We start from the raw sequence: 22,778 nt of genomic DNA, 5'->3' as shown, positions 1-22,778 counted from the left end.
GACGCGATATCACACCTCCGCAGAACCGAAAGGCAATAGCATGCAGCCCGAAAAAATCGCCATCATTGCCGGCGCAAGAACGGCAACCGGCCGCTTTGCCGGCTCTTTCTCCGCCAAAGCAACCCACGAGTTGGGTGCAGCATCGGTCAAAGCCGCCATTAAGCGCAGCGGCGTTTCGGCCAGCGAAATCGATGAAGTCATTATGGGATGCATCGGGCAGGTTGGCCCGCAAGCCTACAATGCACGGCAAGTAGCCATAGGCGCGGGACTCGGCGAGGAAACCCCGGCATTCAACGTGAACAGGCTCTGCGGAAGCGGGTTGCAGGCGGTCTGGTCAGGGGCACAACAACTGTCATGGGGTGGTAGCGAATTCATTGTGGCCGGCGGCAATGAATCCATGACGAACATGCCTTTTCTGGACTTCGATTCCCGCTCCGGCCGCACGTTGGGGCACCGCAAGTTACTCGACGGAACGCTCGCCATGCTCACCGATCCGTTCAGCGGAAAGCACATGGGATTCACCGCGGAAAACGTCGCACGGAAATTCAATGTCTCCCGGCAAGAGCAGGACGGGTTCGCCCTGGAAAGCCAACGCCGTGCCGCTGCCGCTGTCAGCCAAGCGGTCTTTGCCCAAGAAATCCTCGACCACAGCATCATCGGCGGCGAATGCCCCGATACTGACGAACATCCCCGTAGCTCCACCAGCATTGAGTCGCTGGCTCGGCTTGAACCGGTCTTCGACCCGAACGGCTCCGTTACCGCGGGAAATTCGTCGGGCATCAACGACGGAGCGGCCGCCCTGGTCCTGGGTAGGGCCTCCACGGTGCGCGATCGCGGGTTATCGGCCTTGGCAACCATTGAACACGTCAGCACGGCTGCCATGTCACCGGAACTCATGGGTTACGCACCGACACTGGCGCTCAAAAAACTCTTTGCCGAAACCGGATTGAGCCCGAAGGATATCGGGATTACGGAGCTCAATGAGGCCTTCGCCTCCCAGGCGATCGCCGTCATCCGGGACACCGGCTTGGATCCCGAAACCACCAATCCTTATGGAGGTGCCATCGCCATGGGCCACCCGGTGGGTGCCACCGGAGCCATCCTGACACTGCGTGTGTCCATGGATCTGCAACGACGCGACCTGGAGTACGGCATCGTCGCCATGTGCATCGGCGGTGGCCAGGCATTGGCTGCTCTACTTCGCAGGTACCCCTCATGACCTCGACCCCGAAGAAGCCCAGACTTGTAGTGGTCGGTTCCGGTGCCATGGGAACGGGAATCGCACAGGTTTCCTATGACGCGGGTTTCCACGTCACCCTCGTTGATCCCTCGCCGCGGGCGCTGGACGCAGCGCAGTCACGCATCATCAACGCATCAGCCAGAGCTATCGCGAACGAGCCGGGATCGCGACAATCCGGGGAGCTGCACACCTCGGGCTCATACGACGGACTCGAACTTGCGGACTTGGTCATCGAGGCAGTTCCGGAAATCCCGGAAGTGAAGTTGGCGGTGCTCAAGGAAATTTCTTCCCTTGCCTCCGCATCGGTGGTCATTGCCTCCAACACATCAACGATTCCCATTACGCAGCTGGGCCAAGTGGTCGACGTCGCGGAACGTTTCATCGGGATGCACTTTTTCAACCCCGTTCCGAAGATGAAGCTGGTGGAGATCATCCGTGGGCAACACACCAGCGAACCGACAACCTCCTTGGCCACCCGATTCGTGGAGCAGTGGCTGGGAAAGACGGCACTGGTGGTCTCGGATCGCCCGGGATTCGTGGTCAACCGATTGCTGATCCCCTACCTGATTTCGGCAGCCCGGATGCTGGACGCCGGATACTGTTCCGCGGAAACGATTGACAACGGCATGCAGCTGGGGTGCAGCATGCCGATCGGGCCGATTCGCCTGGCCGACTACATCGGCCTAGACGTGTTGTGCCAGGCCGCTGACTCAATCCATGCCGAAACCCAGGATCCCTCCTGCATCGTCCCAGACAACATCCGTGCGCTCGTCCAGGCAGGCAAGCTCGGACGTAAGAGTGGACAGGGATTCTTCTCCTACACACCGATCTACTCGTAGCTTGGCCCGTCGAAAGGAAATATCATGGCAACGCCTATCAACGTTGTGCAGTCCGTTCGTCCCATAGGTCCCCGGCAGTCAAAACGCCGTTCAATGATTGCCAGCACCGTCGGAAATGTTCTCGAGTGGTATGAGTGGAGCGCTTACGCAGTCTTTGCCCCGTTCATTGCCAAGGCGATGTTCAATCCCACCGATGCGGTGTCCGCACTTCTGGCAACGCTTGCGGTCTTCGCTGTTGGCTTCCTCATGCGACCACTGGGTGGAATTGTCTTCGGCCGCATTGCCGACCGTAAGGGCCGCAAGTACGTACTGATCTTCACCATGCTCATGATGGCAGGTGGCTCCTTATTGATCGGTCTCATGCCTACCTACGGACAGATCGGGATCGGCGCCTCCATCCTCTTGCTGCTGGCCCGGATTGCCCAGGGCTTCGCCCACGGCGGCGAATCGGCAACGGCCAATTCCTACATTGCCGAGATCTCCCCTCCCCAGAAACGCGGTCTCTGGGGTTCGATCGTCTTCGTGGCCATTTTTGGCGGCTCAGTCTTGGCCTTCACGATCGGCGGTCTTGTCACCAATTCACTCGATGACTCAGCCGTGGCCGCATGGGGCTGGCGCATTCCGTTCCTCTTGGGCGCGCTCCTGGCCTTGGCAGCGCTTTACCTGCGCCGCGGCATGGAAGAGAGTGAGGTTTTCCACGAGCAGAAGACCGCAGTGGAAACCAACATCGCGCCTACGGTGGACCGCGGAAAAATCGCCAAGGCCATCCTGATGATGATCGGCATGACTGCCGGAATAACCTCGGCCCACTACACCTGGACCGCATATGCTTCCACCTACGCCATCACCCAAAAGGGCATGGACTCCGAGGGAGCATACTGGGTCAGTGTCTTTGCACAGCTCGTTGCCCTCGCATCGCTGCCCTTCTGGGGAATGCTCTCAGACCGTATTGGACGCCGCCCTGTGCTAATCGGGTTTGCGACCGCCATGATGGTCGCCCAAATCCCGCTGATGCTCATGATCAGCTCGGCCCCGTGGACCCTGTTCGTGGCATCGGCCAGCGCGCTGCTGATCGTTGCTGCCTCCGGGGCAATCCTCTCGGCAGTCCTCTCCGAAGCGTTCCCGACATCGGTCCGCACGCAGGGCATCGGCTTCGCCTATTCCCTGTCTGTGGCGGTGTTTGGTGGCTCCGCACCATACCTCAACGCCTTCTTCAACAGTCGGGGACTAAACCTGATGCCGAGCATCTACATCATCGGCCTCTGCGCAGTCACGGCAGTCGTGGTGTTCAAGATGCGCGAAACGAAGGGAATCGACCTCAACGAGGCCTAAACGAGCGGTGAGGGTAGCGCCGATTTGAAGCGGCGAGAAAACACCGCCCACCTCAATTGGAGTGTGTGCACGTTCCCCAGGAAAAGACAGTTCGGGAACGTGCACACACTGCAATTAACAGATGATCACTTGGTTCCCGGAAGAGACGAAGTCCTCAGCGTGCAGTGCGATCTTTAGTGTCGGGATTTTTCCCGCCGGTCCTTTCGGCGTCGAGGTCAACTTCTTGGCGAAGTGCGGTGAATCCCGGTGGGTGGCAGGTCTAGGAGAGCGGACGGACCGGAACCTGGCGCCGATGGAGCTACTTCTGCCGCACGGTGGCGGCCGACTGTGGCAGGTTCACCGACCAAGTGCGACATTCATGTCAGGTTGGGGTAAACCCCACCCTGACATGAGACGCCGAATTCGCACTATGTCAGCGTAATGGCGACGGGCATGATCAACCATTCTGAAGACCGTTTCCCGCGCACGTCGGGGAGAATATTCCTTTGATAAGCAGGAACTGCGAGGGGTATCAGGGCGGTGGCTACGCCCAGAATGCGTCACCCTGCGCTGTGTCGTCAAAGAATTCCCGGACCTCGGTAATCTTGCCGTCACGAATCTGGAACGCGAGTGCGCCATCCGCGTCCATGTTCTTCCCGTTGTTCTCGGCTTCGGTGTGCTGCAGGGCGACCGTGCGGTTTTCCCCACCGATGATCTCTTGGACCGTCACCTTCAAACTGCCGCCCGAGCGCGTCCCCATCTCACCGAAATAGCCCAAGATGGCATCGCGTCCCTGCTTCTTTCCCGCCAGGACGCTGCGCCCGGCAACATGCCAGACTGCGTCCGCCGCGAACACTTCGCCGAGCGTTGCCATATCACCTGCGCTGAAGGCCTCGTATCCTCGCCGTACCAGCTCAGCATTCTCCTTGGTTCCCATGTTGGGCACCTTCTCCGTCACCATCGTCGGGTCGAACTCGAATGGCTCAAGGCTATGCCGGGCCACTGTCAAAGTCGATGGATGCCGGGCACCCATGCGCTGCGCGGATCGTTTGCCGAAGCATTCGAACGGTTCGGGCCAGCCAGCACGATCCGCCTGCGCTGGCCTTGAGCGTTTGCGGCCGTGACAATTGCCAGCGGATTGGACGTCGGGCTCGGTGCATCGACCACGCCCTCCGAGCACCGCACGCGAGTTTGCGGCGCACAATGTGCGCAACCCGTCGAGTCTCTGCTGTTGTTCGGAGGAAGACGCCTACAAGCCAGCTGTCCACGCAGCAGTCCCGCTGGTGCCGTTCACGGTGCAGGAAGCGTTCATCTGGTGGACTCGGAACCCAGGTTGAGCAAGAAGCCGTCCGGATCTCGCACACGCGCAACCCTCTCGCCCCATGGCATGTCGGCCGGCGCACTCTCGCTCGAAGCACCGGCGTCGAGTGCCCTCCGGTATGCATCGTCCACCCGTCGACGAAGAACCAGGACTACCGATCGCACCGAAACCTTGCCCGCGGCTAAGTCGATGAATGAGGCAACCACCCTTTCAAGCCGCGGCTTGAAATGTACCCACGGAAGTAGAGATCTTGGGCCGTTGAGATAGCTACGGCAGAGCTGGAACTGTTGGTCAACAACGAGAGCCGCCAGCATTAATCGACTCGACATAGAGAACAATTCCTATGCTTGGCAATGAAACCTAGGCCGTTACGCTATCGATGGCAAAAAGTGACAAGAATTCAAAATTCAACTGTAGATATTAAGATCCTGCGGACCTAGACTGAGCCATGGAAACTACAACCACTCGCCCGGGCATTACCTTTGCTGTACTTCTCGCCGTTGAATCGGCATTTGCTTTGCTTGCTGTGCTGGCCCACCACGCCTTCACGGCGGAATACGGGAACGTCACCGACACCGCCCTCATGGGGTTGGTTTGGGGATTGACGGCGGGCCTCTCCGGAGTGGCCCTCATTCCGGTCGTGGTGGTTGGAGTGATCGCCTTGATAGTTGCCCGATTGCGATGGATGCGATTGATGGCCATAGCCGTCCCCTTCCTCATGTTGCTCGGAATGCTCGCTGTCACTCCATTGGCCCTGCGGCAGAAGATTGAGGTCCAATTGGATTCGACCCCGCAATACGTGAGCATCGACTCAAGCGATCCAGAAGCGGCTGAGGCTGCAGCCGCGGAGATCGAGTCCCAGCGGATTTTTGATTCCATCGAGCACATCGGATACTTCAGTGGTGGAGGGGAAAGTGGTGTGGGTGGATGTGACCGCTTGTTTGTCATCTCAGAAGACATTGATGTGTTGCAGCACTATCGTTCAGTGCTGCCATCGACAGGTTGGGACGTCATTGAGGACGATGGACGCCGTCTCCGGGCCCAGCGAGATGGCTTGGCGTTCGAGGTGATGCTCTGCTCCGGCGGCGGTGTCGTCTGGGCTGGGAAAACTGCTGACAGCTTCGGTAGGCAGTGCAATTTTTAGTGACCGACTCATACGAGCCGCGAACTGAGAAAATGTGCAGTTGGAGTAACTCCAGCCGCGAGGCAGCAATCCCACGACTGCCAACGGCACCAGCGGGCGGAGCGATCAGCTGCCCGCGTGAGCTGGTGGGCAGGTTTCTCAGAACTTCAGGACCGCTGAACACCCGAGCCAGTTAGCTGGAGGTGCGCCTGGCACCGGTGTGTGAAGGCACGTTTCTCAGGCTGCGGTGACGGCCGCAGTGCGGGTGGCCTGCACCGCGCCGGTGACCCAGTGCAGGAAATCGACAGTGATGGTGTACTTCCCCGCGGCTGGCGGATGCAGTAGAAAGTCGAATTTCTCGGCCGCCCCGGAGAGGATGGTGCTCGTTAGCAGGGGTTGTCCAGCCGTGCTCGGGTGCACGGCCGGCCCGTTGGCCGCCGGTGTATTCCAGAATGGCCGCCCGTCGTGTCCGAGCAATTCGACGATGGGCACAAGCCGGCCGGCCGCGTCCATTACTCTTGTGCGTGTGGGAAAGTAGTCGACATTGATCATCCGGACCAAGGTGGGCCTCTTCGTCCCTCTCGCGACATTGGCCCGCATTGACTTGATGGACCAGACCCTGTCGCCCCTTGGACGGGACGCGACCGCTCCGCCAAGCAGGTAGAAGTGCTTGGGAAGGTATCGGTTGAGGCCCGCGTCCTCACCGGAGAGCCCTGCGGCATGGTTCATTTCATGCCAGCGCGGATCGAGGGAGTAGGGGGCGAGCAGCGTCTCGGTTGCGATGTCGTAGTACGGTCCCTCGGCCGAGTAGCGGCGCGTCCCCGCCGGTGCCGGCGACGCTGGATCGAGGCGTGGGTCAACGATGATGGGCCCGAACATGCCCATCTGGACGTGCAGCGGCGTGTTGACGTGGCAGTGGTAGAAGTAGGTTCCGGAGGACCCACGGTTGGGATTTCCCCGCTCTGCGACATCCGGCCGCCACTGGTAGGTGTAGTCGCCAGTGACCTCGTAGGAGGTATGGCCGACCCCATCGTTGCGCGGGTCCGGTTCGATGCCGTGCCAATGGATGGTGTGCACCTTCTTGCTGGGCTTGATCGTCCCGTGGAACAGTTGGCCCTCAGTGAGCCGCACCAGCGGGCCGGGTAGCGCGCGGCCGGACTTCCCGTTCTCGAAGCTCCAGACGTCGTGCTCGGACCCATCGGGGAAATCGAGTTCACGGCTGAAGAAATCGAATTCCATCTTCACGTCGGGCCGGAGCTTGAATTCCGTTTCCGGGCTGCCTTCGTGGGGCTGGTCCGAGGAGAAATCCACCTGGCTGCGGAACTCATGGTGGGCATCGTCTTCGACGGTTCCCGGCAGGCCGGACTCCGGCGTGGTCTGCCCGCCGAGCGTCCAGTCGCTCATCAATCCGCCTGGGTAGAGGCCTCCCGCCGCCGTTTGTGAAGGTTCCGCGTGACAGTGCATGGGGTATTTCCAATCCCCGCTCCTCGCGTTCCACACTTGATCCACCGAGTCGGGCGGACGGCGTACCGGGAGCATCGACTCGGTACGTTCCAACGGACTCAGATGGATGGTGTCCTCCCAGTGCTGCAGGACCACCCGCCCTCCGGGCGTGACGCGCCCGCTGCTGCGAGGAAAGTCCTCGCCATTGGAACGGACGGTCCAGACGTGGTTCCCGTGGTAGTGCAGCTGGTGGTCCACGATCCCCGCGTTGACCATTCTCATCAGGTGGCCGGTGCGGACGGCGCCGGCGGACGGGGAGGCGCTGAAGTTGCGCACGTCGGTTTCACGTGGCAGCCCCGAGGGCAGGGACTCTTCCTCCCGGCGTTTGTTGAATTCCTCGTCAATCGTGATCCCAAGCCCCTGGAATCCCGAGTAGCCGTTGAGGGTGAAATACCGCGGTTGCGCCGGCACCCGGGCTGGATCCACGATCTGCCCCTGCGACGCGATCCGTGCCCAGTTGGCATCCACGTCGTGGCAGATCCAGAGCCACTGACGCTCGAACTCGGGACCGCGCGCACTGAGCCGCCAGGCGTTCCGTGGGTCGATGACCACCAGTACGCCGTAGAGACCCAGGGTCCGCTCCACCGAGGCATTCCCCGGGTCTGAATAGAGGTACGTCCCCGGCGCGGGAGCTGGGAATTGCAGGAGTCTTGAGGCTCCGGGCGCGATTGGACCGGTCCCGACGTGCGGCCTTGCGGTCCCTGGCGCACCGGCGGCACCGGCATTGTGGAAGCGGAGCTCGTGCGCCTGCGGAAGATTGTTGCGGACCCGCACCGAAATCGTGCTTCCGGTCTCCGCTATCAGGGTCCTGTCCGGGAAGAAGCTCGCCCAGTGGGCCCGCCTCACCAGGTACTGCCGCGGGTTCTCGGGATCGAGGCGCAGCGGGGCGGGCCTGCCGCGCGGTGGCTTGGCCGCGCCCACGGGGTAGCTTCTGCTCGCGACGAGGGTGCCTTGGGCCGTGAAGACACGGGGGCTGATGGCCAGCGCGGGCCGTGCATCCCCCCGAGCACTCCGCCGGTCGCCGAAGCCCCTGTGGTAGACCAGTGATCCATCCACCATCGGCAGAAAGCCCTCGTTGATGTGGACATCCAGGGTACTCATGTTGCACCTCCGATCATCATGACCGGCAGATCCAGCGCCAAGCGCTCGTCACGTTGCACGTCGTTGAATTCGAGTTGCAGGCCGGCACCCGTGCGCGGAGCGAGGTAGCTGACATATATGCTCTCGGAGGCACCAACCGCGACTGTTCCCGTCGTGTGGTCGGAATCCTGCGGCGTGATCGTGGTTTCAGTTCCGGCCAATCTCAGGCGCAGCTGCCCGGGGCTGAACAACACGGGTTCCTGCCCGTCGTTTCGGATGTTTACTTCCAGCACGACCACATCCGGCCACGTCAGGTTCATCGGTTCGGTCGATCCCGGTAGTGAGGGAACCGGTGCTTCCCCGCCGTGGCCGTGGCCACCCCCGGCGGCCTGGGCCATCTTCACCGGCAGCACGCCGCCGCCGTGTTCGATGATGGAAACGGCGGCTGCCAGTCCGCTGAATGCCGGTTTTCCCAGTCCGTCCAAACGGGCCAGTCGTCCCGAGCGCACCACGGCTATTGAACCGAAGGTCGTGGAGACTCGTGTTGCCAGGCTCGCGGAGCTCTTTGCCACGATGCCGTAAACGCCCGGTGCGGCCACCAGGACGGCACCCCAACCGAGTAACAGGCCAAACTGGCGCCGGCTCAATCCCCGTTCCGCCGCTCCATCACCATCTTGATACATAGACTCCCCCAAAAAGCTATGTCACGTGCTTCAGCTTCACCGTTGGACCTTGGAAAAAGGTTGTAAAGGCATCCGGGACAGGTCGTTTGCCGGCGCGAAGTCACCGCGTGCCGAGGCGCGGTCATCGCCCCGGCGCATGTCCGGAACCTCTCAGCGCCTCAGGAATAAAGGGATTCGTGACGCGGCAGTGCCCATCACGTCCAAATCGTCGCGGCCACTAGGTACGCTTTGTGTGTCAGGCATGTCGTCCGCGGCATGTCACTCGCACTTTCCAGGGGGAACCAGCATGTTCAAGTCATTACTGAGCCGTGGCACCGGCCTCGGCTTCGCCGTCGCGTTGGCCGTCGGCCTGCTCGCTACGGCGACACCGGCCCAGGCCAGCGAACGGCCCATCGATATCACCGGCTACAAGGTCTCGGACATCACCGTTTCGGATTCAAACTGCCGGAACCTCACCGTCGTTGCTTCCACCAAGGTGAAGTCGGACTTTGTCGATTCCTTCGGGTCAATTGACGTCACTCGAAACGGTGGATTGGTCAGCATGCTCGGGTTTGAAGGACGCAAGATCACCGATCGCGCCATGATTTGTCCGTCCTTCAGCGGACTGGGCACATACAAAGTTGGTCCTGCCGAAATCTTCGCGGAGTTCGACTACTACGACTCGTACTTCGGGGAATACTGGAGCGATTACAGCGACTATACGGACAACACCAGCAAGTCCTTCTACGTCCGCGGAAAGACCAAGAGCACGCTGACCGCAAAGCGTTCGGGTTCCAAGGTCACCCTGACGGCCAAGGCCCACGTATACTCGCCGGAGAAGTACCGCTACGCGCAGTACAACGCCAAGGGTGCCAAGCTTCAGGTGAAGTCCGGCAAGACGTGGAAGACCATCAAGACGGTCAACCTGTCCAAGGGCAAGGCCACCGTCACCGTCACCGTCAAGCAGTCGAAGAAGAAGACCTACCGTTTGCACGTCCCGACCGCCACCTGGGCAGCGTCGACGACCACGAAGAGCGTCTCGAAGTAGTTTGTTTCTTCGCGGGCCCTGGAATCTCGATTCCCGGGCCCGCGGCATCTGCCCGCAGGGTTCCGACCTTGTAGACCGACTCTGCACAAGTAGGGTCCCCGGCTCCCAACGAATTGGGAACCGGGGATCGGTACCCCCGACCATGCGCGGGTCCGAGAACTGCCATTGGCCAATCCACTAATGCCGATTCATGGCCCCACCCTGCATGCGGTTCTTAGTCTTGCGTGACGTTCAGCGAGAATTCGATGAAGCCGGTGTCCTCCACGGCAACGAACCCCAGGTTCGGTGCTTCGACACCGAATTCCTCCCAGGTCGTGGGGATCTGGCCAACCAACTGTGCTTCACCCTCGCTGAATGCACCCTGCACGTTGGCCTTGACGGACACTGTCTGGCCGTTGAGCGTCAAGTCACCCTTGATGGGGAAGGTCTGGTTACCACCCTCGAGTGTCGCGGACACGTCAACGGGCTCCGTGAGCGTGAAGCTCGCCTCGGGGAATTGCGACGTATCAACGGCCGAGGTGCGGAAGTACTGGTCGCGTCGGTTCGAGTCGGTGGTGATGGTGTCCACCTGAAGCGTGAGATCCGCGGCCGTGAGCTGGTCGTCGGCGACCGTCAAGGAGCCATTGACATCCTCGGTGCGGCCGGTGACTGTCACGTCTGCACCATTGAGGACCTCGTCGAGTCGGTATCCTGCGTAGGACCCGGAACCAACGGTCCAGGTTCCGTCGTGGTCAGCGGAAGCCGTTGCCTCGCCGGCCTCCGGCGAACCACTTGTCGCCGCAGCGCTCGGCGCCTCCGTCAGCGTTGGCACAGCTTCAGCCTGTGCCGAGACGTTGGAGGCATAAATGCGGCTGCCAATGAAGGCACCGGCGATGACCACCACCACCGCAATGGCGATGATCCATAAGAGTCGTTTGTTCTTGGGGCGGGATGGCGCTTGCTGGTCGGGCAAGAAATCTCCTGATCGATCACGCCGTCCGGCGGCGAACTTTACTTGACTCTAAAAGTATTCCATCGCTAGCAGGACCTCTTCGCGAGTTCCGCGATTCCCCGCCATCTTCACTCAAAACGCACAGACCACACACAGGGAAGATGCAGAAGCACGGCTGCAATGATTTCCGGCGTGTGGCGAGCGGTCGTCCCACCGGCCTATGGGGCGTGAAGAATGCCTCGGTCATCGATCTCTCTGTGTATCCGATCTCGTAGCGTGAGCAGTGCTCACAGCGGAACACCAGCTGTCTTGAGCGATGCCGCGAGAGTCACTACCCGTTGCGCGCCAAGAACCAGAGTCCCTTGGAGTTCTGATTTCGGGCAAAAAAATTCCCCGGTTCCCTTTGACGGGAACCGGGGAATTTCAATCAAACCTAGCGACGCAGGCCGAGGCGCTCGATCAGCGCACGGTAACGCTCGATGTCGGCACCCTTGAGGTACGCGAGCATACGACGACGACGACCAACCAGGGCCATCAGGCCGCGGCGGGTGTGGTGGTCATGCTTGTGCATCTTCAGGTGCTCCGTCAGATCCAGGATGCGGCGCGACATCACGGCGATCTGGACCTCGGGGGAACCGGTGTCGCCTTCGCTGGTGGCGTAGGCCTTCATGATTTCCTGCTTGATAGCGGCGTCTAATGCCACAATAACTCCTAGAGTTGTACCGCGTTTCAAAACACCGTCACCGGCAGGTGCACTCGCAACCGCGGACTGCAGCGGGCACCGCAGATAAGTCTAGCAAACGGATGCCTGCCCTCGGCACCCTTGCGACCCAAGCCACATGAATCCGGGTGTCCGTCTTCGTGCTTGACACTTAGGCGCGCAGGCGGGCCCGCCATGCATGGGTCAAGTACGGCAGGCCAAAGGGGACGCCGGGGACATGCCCGAGGTGGTCGAAGAGATACCACGTCAGGTTGTGTTCCACGCGGGCCCTCGTCGCCGCCCCGGCGCGCAGGTAGTAGCTGCGGGACTTGGCCAACGCAATGACCTGCTCAGGGGTCAACGCCTGTTCCCAGGTCCAGGTCCCGGATTCGGGCGCGTGGAACTCCGGACCCAGAGGAGGTACGAAGTCGGGGCGGTGCACATCCCCGGCATGCATGATCCGTGCCAATCGATGGACCCAGGGCACCGAGACATCGAGTTGGTTCCAGACCAAGGCAAGCTGGCCGTTGGGGCGCAACAACCGGGAGGCCTCGGCGCTGGCGGCCTTCGGATCCACCCAGTGCCACGCCTGGGCATAGGTGATGACATCCGCACTCGAGGCATCCAGCCCCGTCTCTTCCCCGGTGCCGGGAACGGCGTCAACCTCGGGCAGCCGATCGCGCAGCACGGCAAGCATGTCCTCGGAGGGTTCCACGGCGCCGACCTTCAGGCCGCGGCCCAGCAGCTGCGCGGTGAAGATCCCGGTGCCGGCCCCCACGTCCACGGCATCGCGCGCGGTCGGGGGCACCATGAAGTCCAGGGCGGCATCCGGGTAGGACGGGCGCACGGCGTCGTAGTGCGCTCCCCCGGCCTTGAACGCCCTGGCCAGTTCCCGGCGGCGCTTGGCATCCATGGTGAAGGCGCGGGCGGGCAACCCGGGGACCGGCCGCGGGGTTGCCCCGGTTGGCCCGGGGCCCGAATCAGGCATCAAGAAGGACGGTACGGGTGCGTGCCACGTCCTCACGCATCTGTTCGATCAGTGCCTCGATACCGCGGTAGGCCACCATCGGTCGCAGGTGCTCGACGAACTCCACCGCGACCTGCTGCCCGTACAGGTCGAAGTCCTCCACGCCCTCGGCCGGGCGGTCGATCACGTGGGCCTCCACCTGGCGGCTGACCCCCTCGAAGGTCGGGTTCGATCCCACGGAGATAGCGGCGGGCCAGCGCACCTGGGCCTCATCGACCAGCCACCCGGCGTACACGCCGTCGGCGGGGATGATGCCCGAGGCCGAAGGGTCAAGATTTGCGGTGGGGAATCCGAGTTCGCGGCCGCGCGCGGCCCCGTGCACTACCTCGCCGCGCATCCGGTGCGGGCGGCCGAGGATCTGGGCGGCGGTGGCAACTTCCCCGCGGTTCAGCGCCTCGCGCACCCAGGTGGAGGACCAGCGGCGGTGCTCTCCCACGTCTTCGACGCCAATGACGTCAAACGCGTACTGCTTGCCCAATTCGACCATCGCGTCGAAGTCCCCGGTGTTGTTGCGCCCAAAGCGCACGTCGTGGCCAACCACCACGGTGCAGGCGTTCAGCGCGCCGACAATGACCTTGGCGACGAATTCCTCGGCGGTGGCCCGGGCAAAGTCCAGGGTGTAGCGGATCATGAGCAGTCCGTCCAGGCCCTCCTCGGCGAGGGTCTCGATGCGGTCTTCGAGTCCCATGATGAGTTCGGGGGCGTCGTCGGGGCGGTGCACCTGGGAGGGGTGCGGGTCAAAACTGATGGCAACGGCCTTGGCCTTGCGTTCCCGGGCGGTGGCCACCACGGCGGCGAGTACCTCGCGGTGCCCGCGGTGGACGCCGTCGAAGTTGCCGATGGTCACTACCGAGGGACCGATGCCGGGCGGTACGGCTTCGAGGCCTTTCCAATAGTGCACGTTGCTCCTTCGTTGGTCATCCGGGCGGCCGCGTTGAGAGCGGCCATAACCATTATGAACGACAAATACGCCAAGTGCCGATTCCTGTGTCCACCTTGCGCCCATTGACGTGGCGTGGGACATAGGATGGGCGCGTGGCCGCAAATCCGACCGGCCCGTTTGGCAAAGGAGCCCTGATGGCCGACTTGAATGAACTGCTTGACATGATCCCCCTTGACCAGCTCGGCGCGAAGCTGGGCGTCGATCGCGACACCGCCCGCGCCACGGCAGCCACGGCACTTCCCTCGCTGCTGGCCGGGCTGCAAAACAATGCCGCCTCCCCCGAGGGCGAGGACGCCTTGGCTTCGGCCATCAAGCAGCACGACGCGACATTCCTGGACGGCGGAGTCGACATCGACGCCGTTGACACCGCGGACGGCGAAAAGATCGTGCACCACGCCATGGGAGAGAACCAGCCGGCGCTTGCCTCACAGCTCAACGGCGCAGCACCGGGCGGAGTCGACCTGGGATCGCTGGTGCAAAAGGCGTTGCCGATCCTGGCCCCGATCGTCATGTCCTATCTGGCCAAGAAGCTGTCCTCCTCGCAGGGCGGGCTGGGCGGCATGCTCGGCGGGCTACTGGGCGGCCAGGGCGGGGCCGCAGGACAACAGCCCGGCGGCCTTGACCTCGGCGGGATCCTGGGCGGACTGATCGGCGGCGGAAACACCCAGCAACAGCAGCCCCAGCAGGGCCAGGCTGCCGGAGGCCTGGACCTCGGTGGAATCCTCGGCGGGCTTTTCGGCAAAAAGTAGCCCCCTCTCCACAAACACGGGAGCCGGAGTTCCCGCGCGCTGCCCCCATGGGCGGGGCGCGGGAACTCCGGCTCCTCGCGTCAGTGTGGAACTAGACCGCGGGCTGCGCCTGTCCGCCGTTCATGCGGTGGCGCGCCAGCCACCACAGGCCGATCAGCGGCAGCACCAGCGGCACGTAGCCGTAGCCGGAACCGAAGTGTGACCATACGGCGGGGTGGGCAAAGAGGCTCGGCAGGACGAAGCTCAGCGTCCCGACCACCAGCACGCCGATGAGCTCAAACAGCACCGCGTACCACGACAGCCTCCAGCTGCCCGGCTTCTTCGAGGCCATTGCGAGGGTCGCCACGATGTAGACCAGCCCGGCCAGGGCGCTGAGCAGGTAGGCCAGAGGAGCAGCGGAGAAGTCCTGCATGATCTGGTAAACGGCCCGGACCGTGGCCGAAAGCGCCAGCACCCCGTACACGGCAATGATGATCCGGCCCAGTCCCGAGCTGCGCCCGCCGTTGGACCGGCCGGCCTTTTTTCCGCCGCGTGTTGCGGCGTCGGCGATGCGCGAACGCTTCACCGTGTTCTTTCCCTGCTCGCTCATGCCGGCAGTGCTCCGTCCCAAATTTGTTCCATCCTGTACAGCATGACAAAGACGATCGCCCCGGAGACTGCCAACACCGTGTTGGAGTACCGGGACTTGTCGGTCACCGCCCAGATGAACGCGAGCGCCGGTATCAGCAGCGCCGTAAGCAGGTAGCCCCAGAACTCCCACGGTTCCCCGCTGATCGGCTGTCCCCCGGCCTGCCGGATGGCCGCGGCGATCCCGTAGACCACCAGGAACACCTCCAGCAGCGCCACCGACACCAGGGCAAAGTCGTCCGGGTAGGTGCGGATGATGGTTGCGACCACGCCCAGCAGCACGGCCACGGCACACAGGATGGCCCCGGCAATAAAGAATCCGTCAACGATCACGGCGGAAGTTGCTCCTTAGAAGATATTCGTTCATCCAATACCCCGGCCACCGGTGCCTTCCGGTGCGTGGGCACCTAGGATGCGGTGGCAAACACCAGTTCGGGCTTGGCGTTCTCGCCCTTGTTCTTCAGCAGCGCCACCAGGGTCCCGTCCGGGGCAAACGCCGCGGTCACGTCCTCGGTCTCGTTCAGCCCGATCCTCCGGCCGAAGGAGAGCTCGGTGCGCTCGTGCTCGGTGAGGTCGCGCCGGGTGAAGAGCGCATCGGCGGCCTTTTCCAGGGGCAGGTACTCGAAGTCCTTGGCCAGCTGCTCCAGCGTGCGCGCCCGTTCCAGCGTGTAGGGCCCGACTTCGGTGCGTCGCAGCGCGGTCAGGTGTCCGCCCACCGCCAGGTCCTCGCCCAGATCGCGGGCCAGCGCCCGGATGTAGGTGCCCGAAGAGCATTCGACGGTCACGTCGATGTCCAGTACCTTGCCGCCGCGTTCGCGGCGGATGTCGTGCACCTCGAAGCGGTGGATGGTGACCGGGCGGGAGGCCAGCTTCACATCTTCCCCGGCACGCACGCGGGCATAGGCCCGCTCGCCATTGACCTTGATGGCACTGACCGAGGAGGGCACCTGCTCAATGGGGCCGGTGAGCTTGGCAATGGAGTCGCGGATCGCGTCCTCGGTGACGGCAGCGGCGATCCGCACCTGCACGATCTCGCCCTCGGCGTCGTCGGTGACTGTCGACTCACCCAGGCGGATGGTGGCGGTGTAGGTCTTGTTGGCGCCCACGATGTAGGTCAGCAGGCGGGTGGCCTTGTTGATGCCCAGCACCAACACGCCGGTGGCCATCGGGTCCAGCGTGCCCGCGTGACCGACCTTGCGGGTGCCGGCCAGGCGGCGCGTACGGCCCACCACATCGTGGCTCGTCCAACCCTGCGGTTTGTCGACAATGACCAGGCCTGAGCCAATGGGTTCCGTGGGGTTCTGCGCGGCTGTTTTCACGCCCTCCAGTATAGGCCGGTTCCCTGGGCGCTTTTGCCTTGCCTAGTTCCACGCCACGGCCAATCGCCGGTGTCGCGCCCGGACTCAGTCCTGCTGCACGACGCTGCTGGTGACAGCCGCACCCAGTTCGACGGTGCGTGAGACGGTGCAGTACTTGTCGTGGGATAGCTTCACGATCCGCTCGACCATGCCGGCGGCCTTGCGGCCTTCCTCCGAATCCGGGAATGCCAAATCGAAGGACATGCGGATATCGTCCATCCGGCCGGCGCCGTCCTCGACAATCTTGTCCCCCTGGGCAGTCACCACGAAGCGCTCCGGTTCGGTGCGGCGCGTCGTGGCAGCGTCAACGTCGATCGAGGAACAGCCGGCAATGGCCGCCAACAGCAGCTCCACCGGGGTCATCAGCCCCTCGCCCTGCCCGAACTCGACGGTGGCTCCCTCGGGGTTCGTCGCGCGGTAGTGCATGGAGGAGAGTCGTTCGAGGCTGATCTGTCGAAGTTCTTTGCTGTTTTCGCTCATGAAACCATCCTCGCATGAAGGCCCGCCCGCAATGTCGCACTGCCCGGCCCCGTAGTCGATCCAGGGGGGGCATTGACTTGCCTTGGGCCCGGCCCCTACCGTCGGGGCAAGGGATGCCGGGGAATCACAAGGGGGATGGAGATCATGAGTGGGCACGAGCGCACCGTGCTGTGGGTCGCCGTCCTTGCATCCTTTGTCGCCTTCCTGGACGGCTCAATCGTCAATGTGGCCCTGCCGGCCATGGCCAGGGAGCTGGGAGGAGGCATCACCACCCAGCAATGGGTACTTGACGGATACCTGCTCACTCTCGGTTCGCTGATCATGGTCGCCGGAAGCCTGTCAGACATTTTCGGGCGGGTGCGGATTCTGCGGATTGGGCTGATCTTTTTCGGAATCGCTTCGCTCCTGTGTGCCGCGGCGCCGACCGGGGCCGTGTTGATTGCAGCGCGCCTGCTGCAGGGTGCCGCCGCAGCGTTGCTGGTCCCCAGCTCGCTGGCCTTGATCACCTCCACCTTTCAGGAGGGACCCCGGGCGCGGGCCATCGGGAACTGGACCGGGTGGACGGGCACCGCGTTTGTTGCCGGTCCGCTCCTTGGCGGGCTGCTGGTGGACACCGTCTCCTGGCGCCTGGTGTTCGCCATCAACGTCCTGCCGATCACCCTCACCATGCTCCTGTTGGCCAGGCTTCACGACCCCGCCGGGGATGGCACCCGGAGGTCAATCGACATCCCCGGCGCCCTGTTGGCGGCCTTCGGGCTTGGCGGAACCGTGTTTGCCTTGATCTTCCAGCACGAGCGGGGCTGGGGAGATCCGATCGTCTATGTGCCGTTCGTTGCGGGCCTGGCGTGCCTTGCCGCTTTCATCCGGCGCGAGGCCAGGATCCCGCATCCGATGATGCCGTTGCATCTGTTCCGGGAGCGGAACTTCGGCATCGGGAACCTGGCCACCGCGACGTTTTATGCCGGCATCACGCTCGGGACGTTCATCATTCCGGTCTTCCTGCAGGAGGCTGCGGGCTTCACCGCGTTTGCCGCGGGGATGGCAACCATCCCGCTGACACTCATGTCGCTGGCCCTCTCCGCATTCTTTGGGACGTTGTCTGGCAAGTACGGGCCAAGGCTGTTCATGTCCGTGGGACCGGTGATCGGTGGAATCGGCTTCCTGCTGATGCTCGCCGCCGAGGACCCGGTGGACTACTGGCGGCAGATCCTGCCCGGTGTCGTGGTGTTCGGGCTTGGCCTCGCGGTGACCGTTGCCCCGCTGACCGCCGCCATCCTCGGTGCGGTCGATCCGGCGCAGAGCGGCATCGGTTCGGCCATCAACAATGCGGTGTCCCGGGTGGCGGGGCTGCTGGCCATTGCCGCCGTGGGCCTGATCGCGGGCCCGGTGCTGGACTACACGGCCTTCCACCGTGTCGTATGGGTGGCCGCGTTGCTCATGATCGGTTCCGGCATTGTCTCGGCCCTGGGCATCAGCAATGCCAGGCCCGCCGGCGCCCCACCCGTTCCGCCCGAGGCCACTGCCGCCTGTCATGACCGTGTGGTGCCGGACGGTCCCCTTCCGGGACTCCACCACACCTGAGATCGCACGTCGAGGCACTGATGCCCTCCGGAAAGCTGGTGATCGCCCGGATCAAGTAGCCACAACGAGGAAACCCCGCAGCGGGAACCCTGTCGAAACAGGGCACCACAACGGGGTTTCCTCGTGCCCGGGACTCCGGGCGGAAGAGACGGAAGACCTAGGCGTCTTCGTCTTCCTCATCGTGCTTGTACGGATCTGCGTCGCCGGCGAAGTTCTTGCCTGCGGCCAGTGCTGCAACCTCTGCGTCCTTGGCCTTGGCCACCCGCAGCAGCGCCTCGAGGTTCGAGGCGTTGACAGGGATCTCATCGGCAACGAATTCCAGGGTGGGGGTCAGGCGAACGGTCACGTTCTTGCCGACCTCCTTGCGCAGGACGCCCTTGGACTTCTCCAGGGCGGCTGCCGCATCGGCCTTCGCCTCGTCGTCGCCGAAGACCGTGTAGTAGATGGTTGCGTGCTGCAGGTCGTTGGTCACGCGCGCATCGGTGACCGTGATGGCCTCCACGCGTGGATCCTTGACGGCCTTGCCCAGGGCCTGGGCTACGACCACCTTGATGCGTTGGGCCAGTTTTGCGGCGCGAGCTGAGTCAGCCACGTTCACTCCTTTTCCCGGCACCCGCCAAGGGTGCCGCTTAATGCGCTTCGACGGCGGGGAGCCGCAACCCCTGTGAGGTTGCGGCCCCCACCGTCGATGAGCAGCGCTTGATAATGACTAAGCGCGCGGCTTTTCGCGCATCTCGTAGGTCTCGATCGTGTCGCCGTCCTTGACGTCGTTGAACGAGCCCAGGCCGATACCACATTCGAAGCCCTCGCGGACCTCGGTGGCGTCGTCCTTGAACCGCTTCAGCGAATCCACGGTCAGGCCCTCGCCGATGACCTTGCCATCGCGCAGGACGCGTGCCTTGGTGTTTCGGCGGATGGTGCCCGAGCGGACGATGGAGCCGGCAATATTGCCGAACTTCGAGGAACGGAAGACCTCGCGGACCTCCGCGGTGCCCAGCTGGGCCTCCTCGTATTCCGGCTTGAGCATGCCCTTGAGAGCCAGCTCGATGTCATCGATGGCGCCGTAGATGACCGAGTAGAAGCGCATGTCGACGCCTTCCTTGTCGGCCATGTCTGCAACGCGCTCGGCAGGCTTGACGTTGAAGCCAATGATGATGGCATTGTCAACGGTCGCCAGGTTGACGTCGTTCTGGGTGATCGCACCCACGCCGCGGTGGATGACGCGCAGCTGCACGCCTTCTCCCACGTCGATCTTGAGCAGCGAGTCTTCCAGGGCTTCCACGGCACCGGAAACGTCACCCTTGAGGATGAGGTTGAGGGTGTCGATCTTGCCGTCGGCAACAGCCTGGTCGAAGTCTTCCAGGGTGATGCGCTTGCGACGCTTGGCCAGGGCCGCGTTGCGGTCCGCTGCTTCGCGCTTCTCGGCGATCTGGCGAGCGGTGCGCTCGTCGTCGGTCACCAAGAAGGTGTCGCCTGCACGCGGCACCGAGGACAGGCCGAGGACCTGGACCGGGCGCGAGGGCAGTGCGACGTCGAGGTTCTCGCCGTTCTCGTCGAACATGGCACGCACACGGCCGTGTGCGGTGCCGGCGACGATGGTGTCGCCGACGGCCAGGGTACCGGACTGGACCAGCACGGTCGCAACCGCACCGCGGCCCTTGTCCAGGTTCGCCTCGATGGCGATGCCGCGGGCATCCTTGTCCGGGTTGGCACGCATGTCCAACGCGGCGTCGGCGGTCAGCAGCACGGCGTCGAGCAGTTCGTCGATGCCCATCTTCTGCAGGGCGGAGACGTGGATGAACATGGTGTCGCCACCGTATTCCTCCGGAACCAGGCCGTATTCGGCCAGCTGGCCCTTGACCTTGTCCGGGTTCGCCGCGTCCTTGTCGACCTTGTTCACTGCGACGACGATCGGAACACCGGCGGCCTTGGCGTGGTTCAACGCCTCAACCGTCTGCGGCATGACGCCGTCATCCGCTGCAACCACGAGCACGGCGATGTCGGTGACCTTGGCACCACGGGCACGCATGGCGGTGAACGCCTCGTGGCCCGGGGTGTCAATGAAGGTGATCGCGCGATCGATGTCTTCGTGGATGTGGTGGATCTGGTACGCACCGATGTGCTGGGTGATGCCGCCGGCCTCGCCCTCGATGACGTTGGACTTGCGGATCGCATCGAGCAGGCGGGTCTTACCATGGTCGACGTGACCCATGATGGTGACCACCGGCGGACGTGCCTCAAGCATGTCTTCGGTTTCGGCATCAAGCTCGGCGTCAAAGTCGATCGAGAACGAGGCGAGCAATTCGCGCTCTTCGTCCTCGGGGGACACGACGGTGACAACGTAGCCGAGCTCGGCACCCAAGACGTCAAAGGTCGCCTCATCCAGGGACTGGGTGGCGGTAGCCATTTCGCCCAAGTGGAAGAGCACGGTGACCAATGCTGCCGGGTTGGCGTTGATCTTGTCGGCGAAGTCGGTGATCGAGGCACCACGACGCAGACGGATCTCGGTGGTTCCGTTGCCGCGGGGCACGCTCACGCCGCCCAGGCTCGGAGCACTCATCTGCTCCAATTCCTGGCGCTTTGCGCGCTTGGACTTGCGCTGCTTGCCGCGGCCTGCGCCGCCCTTGCCGAAGGCACCCTGGGTTCCACCGCGACCGCGGTTGGGACCGCCGCCGCCCTTGTAACCGCCGCCGCCACCGGCTGCACCGGGAGCTGCGCCCGGGGCGCCGCCCGGACGTGCCGGACCGCCGCGGCCGCCCGCTGCCGGACGTCCTCCGGCCGGAGCCGGACGTTCGGTGCGGTTGGGCATCATGCCGGGAGTAGCGCGAGCGCCTCCCGGGGTGCGCGGGCCTGCACCGGGGGCACCGGCCGGACGCGGTGCGCCCGGACGTGGTCCACCGGCACCTGCCGGGCGGGGACCGCCGGCACCTGCTGCGGGACGGGGTCCACCGGCACCTCCCGCGGGACGCGGGCCACCGGGACGGGGACCGCCCGGACGGGGGCCTCCGGCGCCGGGACCTGCAGCGCGCATGCCCTGCTGGGATGCGAACGGGTTGTTGCCCGGACGCGGTCCGCCGGGCTTGGCACCCGGACGCGGGGCTGCTGAACGATCGGAACGCTCGGGGCGGTCCGTACGCTCGGTGCGCTCGGGACGTGCGTTCTCACCGGCCGGGCGCATGCCCTGCTGGGAGGAGAACGGGTTGTTGCCCGGACGCGGTGCGCCGGGCTTGGCACCCGGACGCGGTGCGGCCGGAGCCGAGGCTGCCGGAGCGGCCGGGGCCGCCGGGGCCGAAGCAGCAGGTGCCTCGGGAGCGGCAGGGGCCGGGCTCGGCGTGGTGCCGGCCGGCTTGGGTGCGGAAACGGCAGGGGCTGCAGGCGCTGCGGCCGGAGCCTTCGCTGCCGGTGCTGCCTTTGGAGCTGCCGGGGCAGCGTCGGGGAACGCGGAGCGCAACTTGCGCACTACCGGTGCCTCGATGGTTGAGGATGCGGAACGGACGAATTCGCCCATTTCCTGCAGTTTGGCAACTGCATCCTTTGAAGTGATTCCGAGCTCTTTGGCGAGCTCGTGTACGCGGACCTTAGCCACATTTCTCCTGTCTGAAGGTCCGCACCACTTCTAAAAAGTTTCTGGCACGAACCAACGTTTGCTGTCTAGCCCAGCATCCAAAACGGATGCCACAGGCGCTGCGACGCATAACCGATTCATCATCGTTAGGCGCTCATCGCTTGGAACTCATCGGGTTTCCATCAGATTTCTGACCCGCTTTCAGGTTGGACGTTTATACAGGCAGGTTTCCCAGGTTGGGCCCTTGCCTTGGCCCGCTGCTCCGCCACAAGTGCGGAAACATCCACGTTGGTCCGAAAGGACCGTGCGAATGCCCCGCGTTGCACGGCGCGTTGGGCACATTCCGGATGGGGGTGCAGCCAAGCACCCCGACCGGGGAAGCTCCGGGTGGGATCGGGAACCGGAACGAATTTTCCGTCCCTTGCCCTCAACACCCAGCGCTCCAGCTGGTTCTGGTCCGCCACCACGCGGCAACCAATGCACGTGCGCTGCGGCTGTTGCTGCAATGACACGTTGGTTCTTCTTCCGACATTGATTTACCACGATGCATAGTGGACCACAGACAAGTCTAGCGCGTTTCGTCAATCCGTGGAGCGTGCCGTGGAACACTATGGACCGGCTCCCGGGTCGGGCCTGCCGGGCCGGGAACCAGGAAGCAAAAGGCCGTCGGCCCGTGGACTTTTGGCACCC

22 protein-coding genes are annotated in these 22,778 nt (G+C 63.7%); 7 read left to right on the top strand and 15 right to left on the bottom strand.

Going from position 1 to position 22,778, the window contains the following annotated elements; translation table 11 throughout:
* The first annotated feature begins 40 nt into the window (after window positions 1-40).
* From ABD687_RS19785 to ABD687_RS19775, 3 genes are all read left to right on the top strand, one after another.
* Complete coding sequence (locus ABD687_RS19785) at window positions 41-1,219, top strand: thiolase family protein (RefSeq protein WP_310288649.1); 1,179 nt, start codon at window positions 41-43, stop codon at window positions 1,217-1,219.
* Entirely contained in the window at window positions 1,216-2,079 is an 864-nt protein-coding gene (locus tag ABD687_RS19780; RefSeq protein ID WP_310288652.1) for a 3-hydroxyacyl-CoA dehydrogenase family protein, read from the top strand. The genes ABD687_RS19785 and ABD687_RS19780 overlap by 4 nt, the downstream gene beginning before the upstream one ends.
* Window positions 2,080-2,172: 93 nt before the next feature.
* Window positions 2,173-3,411: an MFS transporter gene (locus tag ABD687_RS19775; RefSeq protein ID WP_310288654.1), complete on the top strand. Its 1,239-nt coding sequence runs from the start codon at window positions 2,173-2,175 to the stop codon at window positions 3,409-3,411.
* 523 nt (window positions 3,412-3,934) lie between these two features.
* Here the strand turns inward: ABD687_RS19775 and ABD687_RS19770 are convergent.
* Window positions 3,935-4,327 (bottom strand): nuclear transport factor 2 family protein, encoded by a 393-nt coding sequence (locus ABD687_RS19770; protein ID WP_310288655.1) that lies wholly within the window; start codon window positions 4,325-4,327, stop codon window positions 3,935-3,937.
* 371 nt (window positions 4,328-4,698) lie between these two features.
* The gene (locus tag ABD687_RS19765) at window positions 4,699-5,025 is read right to left on the bottom strand and encodes a VOC family protein (protein ID WP_344761026.1); all 327 of its coding nucleotides are present in this window, start codon (window positions 5,023-5,025) and stop codon (window positions 4,699-4,701) included.
* Window positions 5,026-5,159: 134 nt separating this feature from the next.
* Between ABD687_RS19765 and ABD687_RS19760 the strand changes: the two genes are divergently transcribed.
* Entirely contained in the window at window positions 5,160-5,855 is a 696-nt protein-coding gene (locus tag ABD687_RS19760) for a hypothetical protein (protein ID WP_310288661.1), read from the top strand.
* Window positions 5,856-6,071: 216 nt separating this feature from the next.
* On the opposite strand, the gene ABD687_RS19755 is transcribed toward ABD687_RS19760, so the two are convergent.
* On the bottom strand, window positions 6,072-8,438 hold the full coding sequence (locus ABD687_RS19755) for a multicopper oxidase domain-containing protein (RefSeq protein WP_310288664.1): 2,367 nt from the start codon (window positions 8,436-8,438) through the stop codon (window positions 6,072-6,074).
* The gene (locus ABD687_RS19750) at window positions 8,435-9,064 is read right to left on the bottom strand and encodes a DUF4352 domain-containing protein (protein WP_310288667.1); all 630 of its coding nucleotides are present in this window, start codon (window positions 9,062-9,064) and stop codon (window positions 8,435-8,437) included. Before ABD687_RS19750 ends, ABD687_RS19755 begins: the two co-directional genes overlap by 4 nt.
* A 322-nt stretch (window positions 9,065-9,386) precedes the next feature.
* Between ABD687_RS19750 and ABD687_RS19745 the strand changes: the two genes are divergently transcribed.
* Window positions 9,387-10,127 (top strand): hypothetical protein, encoded by a 741-nt coding sequence (locus ABD687_RS19745; RefSeq protein WP_310288671.1) that lies wholly within the window; start codon window positions 9,387-9,389, stop codon window positions 10,125-10,127.
* Between the two features lie 214 nt (window positions 10,128-10,341).
* On the opposite strand, the gene ABD687_RS19740 is transcribed toward ABD687_RS19745, so the two are convergent.
* The 4 genes from ABD687_RS19740 to ABD687_RS19725 all read right to left on the bottom strand — a co-directional run bounded on the left by ABD687_RS19740 (window position 10,342) and on the right by ABD687_RS19725 (window position 13,686).
* Window positions 10,342-11,079 carry a YceI family protein gene (locus ABD687_RS19740; protein WP_310288674.1) on the bottom strand — a complete coding sequence of 246 codons (738 nt, stop codon included), beginning with the start codon at window positions 11,077-11,079 and terminating at the stop codon, window positions 10,342-10,344.
* 412 nt (window positions 11,080-11,491) lie between these two features.
* Window positions 11,492-11,761, bottom strand: coding sequence for a 30S ribosomal protein S15 (gene rpsO, locus ABD687_RS19735; protein WP_264268046.1), 270 nt, complete (start codon window positions 11,759-11,761; stop codon window positions 11,492-11,494).
* A gap of 169 nt (window positions 11,762-11,930) precedes the next feature.
* Window positions 11,931-12,746: a class I SAM-dependent methyltransferase gene (locus tag ABD687_RS19730; RefSeq protein WP_377700271.1), complete on the bottom strand. Its 816-nt coding sequence runs from the start codon at window positions 12,744-12,746 to the stop codon at window positions 11,931-11,933.
* Window positions 12,739-13,686, bottom strand: coding sequence for a bifunctional riboflavin kinase/FAD synthetase (locus ABD687_RS19725; protein WP_310288678.1), 948 nt, complete (start codon window positions 13,684-13,686; stop codon window positions 12,739-12,741). Before ABD687_RS19725 ends, ABD687_RS19730 begins: the two co-directional genes overlap by 8 nt.
* 176 nt (window positions 13,687-13,862) lie before the next feature.
* On the opposite strand from ABD687_RS19725, the gene ABD687_RS19720 reads away from it, so the two are divergent.
* Window positions 13,863-14,477, top strand: coding sequence for a DUF937 domain-containing protein (locus ABD687_RS19720; RefSeq protein WP_310288682.1), 615 nt, complete (start codon window positions 13,863-13,865; stop codon window positions 14,475-14,477).
* Window positions 14,478-14,568: 91 nt separating this feature from the next.
* Here the strand turns inward: ABD687_RS19720 and ABD687_RS19715 are convergent, their stop codons facing one another.
* The 4 genes from ABD687_RS19715 to ABD687_RS19700 form a co-directional block, all read right to left on the bottom strand.
* A complete protein-coding gene (locus ABD687_RS19715) occupies window positions 14,569-15,066 on the bottom strand; it encodes a hypothetical protein (protein ID WP_310288685.1) in 498 nt (165 codons plus the stop codon).
* Window positions 15,063-15,437 carry a hypothetical protein gene (locus ABD687_RS19710; RefSeq protein ID WP_302262649.1) on the bottom strand — a complete coding sequence of 125 codons (375 nt, stop codon included), beginning with the start codon at window positions 15,435-15,437 and terminating at the stop codon, window positions 15,063-15,065. The genes ABD687_RS19715 and ABD687_RS19710 overlap by 4 nt, the downstream gene beginning before the upstream one ends.
* A gap of 74 nt (window positions 15,438-15,511) precedes the next feature.
* Entirely contained in the window at window positions 15,512-16,390 is an 879-nt protein-coding gene (gene truB, locus ABD687_RS19705; protein ID WP_302263340.1) for a tRNA pseudouridine(55) synthase TruB, read from the bottom strand.
* Between the two features lie 117 nt (window positions 16,391-16,507).
* A complete protein-coding gene (locus ABD687_RS19700) occupies window positions 16,508-16,942 on the bottom strand; it encodes an OsmC family protein (protein WP_310288688.1) in 435 nt (144 codons plus the stop codon).
* Between the two features lie 144 nt (window positions 16,943-17,086).
* Between ABD687_RS19700 and ABD687_RS19695 the strand changes: the two genes are divergently transcribed.
* Window positions 17,087-18,523, top strand: coding sequence for an MFS transporter (locus ABD687_RS19695; RefSeq protein ID WP_310288690.1), 1,437 nt, complete (start codon window positions 17,087-17,089; stop codon window positions 18,521-18,523).
* Between the two features lie 157 nt (window positions 18,524-18,680).
* Here the strand turns inward: ABD687_RS19695 and rbfA are convergent, their stop codons facing one another.
* The 3 genes from rbfA to ABD687_RS19680 form a co-directional block, all read right to left on the bottom strand.
* Window positions 18,681-19,115, bottom strand: coding sequence for a 30S ribosome-binding factor RbfA (rbfA, locus tag ABD687_RS19690; RefSeq protein ID WP_310288692.1), 435 nt, complete (start codon window positions 19,113-19,115; stop codon window positions 18,681-18,683).
* A gap of 117 nt (window positions 19,116-19,232) precedes the next feature.
* Window positions 19,233-22,109 (bottom strand): translation initiation factor IF-2, encoded by a 2,877-nt coding sequence (gene infB / locus ABD687_RS19685; RefSeq protein ID WP_310288694.1) that lies wholly within the window; start codon window positions 22,107-22,109, stop codon window positions 19,233-19,235.
* A gap of 161 nt (window positions 22,110-22,270) precedes the next feature.
* On the bottom strand, window positions 22,271-22,600 hold the full coding sequence (locus tag ABD687_RS19680; RefSeq protein ID WP_264268056.1) for a YlxR family protein: 330 nt from the start codon (window positions 22,598-22,600) through the stop codon (window positions 22,271-22,273).
* Window positions 22,601-22,778: the final 178 nt, after the last annotated feature.

This window comes from Paeniglutamicibacter sulfureus, from assembly GCF_039535115.1.
Classification (GTDB): Bacteria; Actinomycetota; Actinomycetes; order Actinomycetales; family Micrococcaceae; genus Paeniglutamicibacter; species Paeniglutamicibacter sulfureus.
Note: the sequence above shows the minus strand (reverse complement) of the source record. Positions and strands in the feature narration are given on the sequence as shown.

Coding starts and splice junctions, on each gene's coding strand:
- ABD687_RS19715 (WP_310288685.1), bottom strand. CDS start 15,066: ATGAGCGAGCAGGGAAAGAACACGGTGAAGCGTTCGCGCATCGCCGAC.
- ABD687_RS19775 (WP_310288654.1), top strand. CDS start 2,173: ATGATTGCCAGCACCGTCGGAAATGTTCTCGAGTGGTATGAGTGGAGC.
- ABD687_RS19780 (WP_310288652.1), top strand. CDS start 1,216: ATGACCTCGACCCCGAAGAAGCCCAGACTTGTAGTGGTCGGTTCCGGT.
- ABD687_RS19760 (WP_310288661.1), top strand. CDS start 5,160: ATGGAAACTACAACCACTCGCCCGGGCATTACCTTTGCTGTACTTCTC.
- ABD687_RS19745 (WP_310288671.1), top strand. CDS start 9,387: ATGTTCAAGTCATTACTGAGCCGTGGCACCGGCCTCGGCTTCGCCGTC.
- ABD687_RS19755 (WP_310288664.1), bottom strand. CDS start 8,438: ATGAGTACCCTGGATGTCCACATCAACGAGGGCTTTCTGCCGATGGTG.
- ABD687_RS19785 (WP_310288649.1), top strand. CDS start 41: ATGCAGCCCGAAAAAATCGCCATCATTGCCGGCGCAAGAACGGCAACC.
- ABD687_RS19765 (WP_344761026.1), bottom strand. CDS start 5,025: ATGCTGGCGGCTCTCGTTGTTGACCAACAGTTCCAGCTCTGCCGTAGC.
- ABD687_RS19730 (WP_377700271.1), bottom strand. CDS start 12,746: ATGCCTGATTCGGGCCCCGGGCCAACCGGGGCAACCCCGCGGCCGGTC.
- ABD687_RS19720 (WP_310288682.1), top strand. CDS start 13,863: ATGGCCGACTTGAATGAACTGCTTGACATGATCCCCCTTGACCAGCTC.
- ABD687_RS19770 (WP_310288655.1), bottom strand. CDS start 4,327: ATGGGAACCAAGGAGAATGCTGAGCTGGTACGGCGAGGATACGAGGCC.
- ABD687_RS19700 (WP_310288688.1), bottom strand. CDS start 16,942: ATGAGCGAAAACAGCAAAGAACTTCGACAGATCAGCCTCGAACGACTC.
- ABD687_RS19695 (WP_310288690.1), top strand. CDS start 17,087: ATGAGTGGGCACGAGCGCACCGTGCTGTGGGTCGCCGTCCTTGCATCC.